At 65.6% G+C, this 4,545-nt stretch carries 5 protein-coding genes; 3 read left to right on the forward strand and 2 right to left on the reverse strand.

The genetic code is table 11. The features are described from left to right. Both G5A07_RS20980 and G5A07_RS20985 read left to right on the forward strand, forming a co-directional pair. Positions 1–474, forward strand: a 474-nt coding sequence (locus G5A07_RS20980) for a pseudouridine synthase (protein ID WP_191863950.1), incomplete at its 5' end; no start/stop codon positions are given. Between the two features lie 85 nt (positions 475–559). Then, the gene (locus tag G5A07_RS20985) at positions 560–895 is read left to right on the forward strand and encodes a hypothetical protein (protein ID WP_005412356.1); all 336 of its coding nucleotides are present in this window, start codon (positions 560–562) and stop codon (positions 893–895) included. A 118-nt stretch (positions 896–1,013) separates the two neighbouring features. Here the strand turns inward: G5A07_RS20985 and kbl are convergent, their stop codons facing one another. Beyond that, positions 1,014–2,222 carry a glycine C-acetyltransferase gene (gene kbl, locus G5A07_RS20990; protein WP_005408238.1) on the reverse strand — a complete coding sequence of 403 codons (1,209 nt, stop codon included), beginning with the start codon at positions 2,220–2,222 and terminating at the stop codon, positions 1,014–1,016. Between the two features lie 206 nt (positions 2,223–2,428). Between kbl and G5A07_RS20995 the strand changes: the two genes are divergently transcribed. After that, complete coding sequence (locus tag G5A07_RS20995; protein ID WP_191863951.1) at positions 2,429–3,124, forward strand: TorF family putative porin; 696 nt, start codon at positions 2,429–2,431, stop codon at positions 3,122–3,124. Positions 3,125–3,243: 119 nt separating this feature from the next. On the opposite strand, the gene tdh is transcribed toward G5A07_RS20995, so the two are convergent. Further along, a complete protein-coding gene (gene tdh, locus G5A07_RS21000) occupies positions 3,244–4,266 on the reverse strand; it encodes an L-threonine 3-dehydrogenase (RefSeq protein ID WP_010483949.1) in 1,023 nt (340 codons plus the stop codon). Positions 4,267–4,545 lie beyond the last annotated feature (279 nt).

Raw genomic sequence — 4,545 nt, forward strand, 5'->3', positions numbered from 1 at the left:
GACACCGTCTACCGCTGTTTCGATGGCGCAGGGCTGCCGTGGATCGCACCGGTCGGGCGCTTGGACAAGGCCAGCGAGGGGCTGTTGCTGTTCAGCAACGATCCGCAGTGGGCTGCGCATCTGACCGATCCGGAAACCGGCCCGCAGAAGACCTACCACGTGCAGGTGGACCGCCTGCCCGACGAGGACACCCTGGCTGCGCTGCGCGCCGGTGTCGAGGACGAAGGCGAGTTCCTCGTTGCCCAGGCCGTGCGCGTGCTGCGCAGCGGCGACAAGACCGCGTGGCTGGAGGTGGTCCTCGACGAGGGTCGCAACCGCCACATCCGCCGCCTGTTGGCGGCCTTCGACCTGCAGGTACTGCGCCTGGTCCGGGTCGCGATCGGCGGGCTGCAGCTCGGCGATCTCGGCAAAGGGCAATGGCGGATGCTGGAGGTCAGTGACCAGCAGCGGCTGGGGGCCGCTGCACCGGGCTGATCATCGCCCGCGGCCGGCGGTTGCCGGCCACCGTTCCAGGCGTAGGGGGCGCCTGGTTGCTGAATTTCCCGAACGGAGCCTGCCCATGTACCACCCGACCCTCAACCAAACCCTGCGCTGCGCAGGCCTGCTGCTGCCGATGGTGCTGCTGACCGCCTGTGGTGGCCACAAGAAGGTGGCCAAGGCGGAAACGCCGGCTGAAACACCGGTGGTGGAAGTGAAGACCCCGGAGCTGGATGGCCGCGGCAGCTACCGCTTCCTGATGAGCAACGGCGACAAGAAGATGACCGCCGATGAGTTCGATGCCTGGATGAAGGCCAACGGCATCCGCGTTGCCAAGGGCAACGGCCAGGATGCTGCCGCCAAGCCGGTGGTGGTGGCCAGCAAGGACGAGCCGAAGGGCAAGAAGAAAAAGAAATGACGCGCGTCGCGCGTCATTTCGGTAGCGCCGGGCCGTGCCCGGCGAGCGCATAGCGCGGCTATCGGGAAACCGCCGGGCATGGCCCGGCGCTACCCGTGGGGATCCGACCCCGGGGCGATCAGCCCTTGATCACGCCCAGCTCGACACCGATGCGGGTGAACGCATCGATCGCGCGGTCCAGATGCTCACGGCTGTGCGCGGCGCTGATCTGGGTGCGGATGCGCGCCTGGCCCTTGGGCACCACCGGGAAGAAGAAACCGATCGCGTAGATGCCTTCTTCGAGCAGGCGCTCGGCGAACTTCTGCGCCAGCGGCGCGTCGTACAGCATCACCGGGCTGATCGGGTGCACGCCCGGCTTCACGTCGAAACCGGCGGCGACCATCTTTTCGCGGAAGTAGCGGGTGTTCTCCACCAGGGTGTCGCGCAGGTCGTCAGCGGCGGCCAGCATCTCGAACGCCTTGATGCCGGCGGCAACCACATGCGGCGGCAGCGAGTTGGAGAACAGGTAGGGCCGCGAACGCTGGCGCAGCAGCTCGATCACCTCGGCGCTGGCGCAGGTGAAGCCGCCCAGTGCGCCGCCCATGGCCTTGCCCAGGGTGCCGGTGATGATGTCGATCTTCTCCAGCACGCCCTTGACCTCGGCCGAACCGCGGCCGGTGGCACCGAGGAAGCCGGTGGCGTGGCACTCATCGATGTGCACCAGCGCGTTGTACTTCTTCGCCAGCGCGGTGATTTCGTCCAGCGGCGCGATGAAGCCGTCCATCGAGAACACGCCGTCGGTGGTGATCAGCTTGGTCTTGCAGCCGGCGGCATCGGCGGCCTGCAGCTGCGCTTCCAGGTCGGCCATGTCGCAGTTGGCGTAGCGGAAGCGCTTGGCCTTGCACAGGCGCACGCCGTCGATGATCGAAGCATGGTTCAGCGCATCGGAAATGATCGCGTCGTTCTCGCCGAGCAGCGGTTCGAACAGGCCGCCGTTGGCGTCGAAGCAGGCCGCATACAGGATGGTGTCCTGCTTGCCGAAGAAGTCGGCGATCTGCTTCTCCAGCTGCTTGTGCAGGTCCTGGGTACCGCAGATGAAGCGCACCGAGGCCATGCCGAAGCCGTGGGTATCCAGCGCATCCTTGGCGGCCTGGATCAGGTCCGGATGGTCGGCCAGGCCGAGGTAGTTGTTCGCACAGAAGTTCAGCACCTTGCGGCCGTCCTCAAGGGTGATCTCGGCCGACTGCGGGCTGGTGATGATCCGTTCGGACTTGAACAGGCCCTGGGCGCGGATGGCGTCCAGTTCCTCAGCGTAGTGGCGGGTCAGGGCGGAGGAAGCGTCGGTCATGGCGTGGGCACGGCTCTGAACGGGGAAACCGCTGATTCTACCGGGCATCGCCGCGTGCCGACCGGCCCGGCTGGGGCATCGCCACGGCCGGCACATGTTGCATCGCAATAGCAAACTGGTTAAAAATTCGTGAACCGGAGCTGTCCCGCTCCGGCCGCTACGCCTGCTCCCCGCCTTCCACGCCACCGCCCCCACCGGAGACGCTCATGAAGCACGCCCGTGCCTGCCTCGCCATTGCCGCTGCCCTGACCCTGGCCGCCCCGTTCGCCGCCAGCGCCCAGGAAAACGAATCGCCGTACAGCTGGAACGTCACCGCCGTTTCCGATTACCTGTTCCGTGGTGTGTCGCAGACCGACGAGGATCCGACCCTGCAGGCCGGTTTCACCTACACCAGCCCGGTTGGCCTGTATGCCGGCGTGTGGGGTTCGGGTGTGGACTTTGGTGCGGGTGACCCGAAGACCGAGGTCGATTACCTGATCGGCTACGGCGTGGATGTCACCGAGCGCGTGAACGTCGATGTGCTGTTGAACCGCTACACCTACCTGAAGTCCAGCCACCAGAACTACAACGAGCTGATCACCACCACCACGCTGGATGACACCTACAAGATGACGGTGGCCTACACCAACGATGTCTGGAACAGCAGCACCGATGGCTGGTACTTCGGCCTGGGCGGCAGCTGGGGCCTGCCGAAGGACTTCACCCTGAATGCCAACGTCGGTCGCAGCACCTTCGAGGACGGCATCGCCAAGGACTACACCGACTGGAACGTCGGCGTCGCGCGCCAGTTCGGCCTGTTCAACGTCGGCCTGGGCTACTACGGCACCGACGGCAACGGCCGCGACAACTCCGGCAAGCTGGCCCACAGCCGGGTGATGCTGAGCGTGGCCGTCGGCAAGTAACGCCGCAGGCGTTACGGTAGGTGCCAGGCTTGCCTGGCACGCATTGGAAAAAGGCGCCCATCGGGCGCCTTTTTCATTCCGGTGACGCCGGGCATGGCCCGGCGCTACCGTGGGGCGGATCAGTTCCAGCTCAATACCACTTTGCCGGCCTTGCCTTCTTCCATCAGGTCGAAGCCCTTCTGGAAATCGTCGATCGGCAGCTGGTGGGTCATCACCTTGCCGAGCGGGAAGCCGGACAGCACCAGCTGGGTCATCTTGTACCAGGTCTCGTACATCTTGCGGCCGTAGATGCCCTGCACGGTCAGGCCCTTGAAGATGATCTTGTCCCAGTCGCAGCCGGCGCCCTTGGGCATGATGCCGAGCATGGCGATCTTGCCGCCGTGGTACATGCAGTCGAGCATGTCGTTGAACGCACGCGGGTTGCCGCTCATTTCCAGGCCCACGTCGAAGCCCTCCATGTGCAGTTCCTTCATCACGTCCTTCAGCGACTGGTTGGCCACGTTGACCACGCGGGTGGCGCCCATGTCGGCGGCCAGCTTCAGGCGGAAGTCGTTGACGTCGGTCACCACCACGTTGCGTGCACCGATGTGCTTGCAGATGCCGGCGGCGATGATGCCGATCGGGCCGGCACCGGTGATCAGCACGTCCTCGCCGATCACGTTGAACTCCAGCGCACAGTGCGCGGCGTTGCCGTACGGGTCGAAGAACGCAGCCAGCTCCGACGGGATCTGGTCCGGGATCGGCCACAGGTTGCTGGCCGGCATCACCATGTATTCGGCGAAGGCGCCGTTGACGTTGACGCCGATGCCGACGGTGTTGGGGCACAGGTGCGGGCGGCCGCCACGGCAGTTGCGGCAGTGGCCGCAGACGATGTGACCTTCGGCCGAGACGCGCTGGCCGATTTCATAGCCGGTCACGGCCGAGCCGAGTGCGGCGACGCGACCGACGAATTCGTGGCCGATGGTCAGGCCTGGCTTGATGGTGCGCTGGCTCCACTCGTCCCACAGGTAGATGTGCAGGTCGGTACCGCAGATCGCGGTCTTCTCCAGCTTGATCAGGACCTCGTTCGGGCCCGGGGTCGGAACCGGAACTTCTTCCAGCCAGATGCCCTTGGCCGCTTCGCGCTTGACCAGGGCCTTCATCGTTTGCTGCGCCATCGGGGTGGAACTCATCAGGGGGAAAGCGCGGATTATAGGGTGCCGCACGGATTTCCCATGTTGCGCTGCGGGTGCAGTGGTGGAACGAAAGGCGTGCGCCGGCGGGCGTTTCGAACGTGGCCGCTGCACTCGCCGGGCATGGCCCGGCGCTACCGTCCGAGGCCAGGCAATTGTCGGGAGACGGGAGGCCAGGCCGATGCAGGACCGTGAGCGCCATGGATGGCGCGATCGAGCCTTATCTGATGGAAATCTGGCAGCGTAGGT

The organism is Stenotrophomonas sp. AS012628, assembly GCF_010608305.1.
GTDB lineage: Bacteria > Pseudomonadota > Gammaproteobacteria > Xanthomonadales > Xanthomonadaceae > Stenotrophomonas > Stenotrophomonas geniculata.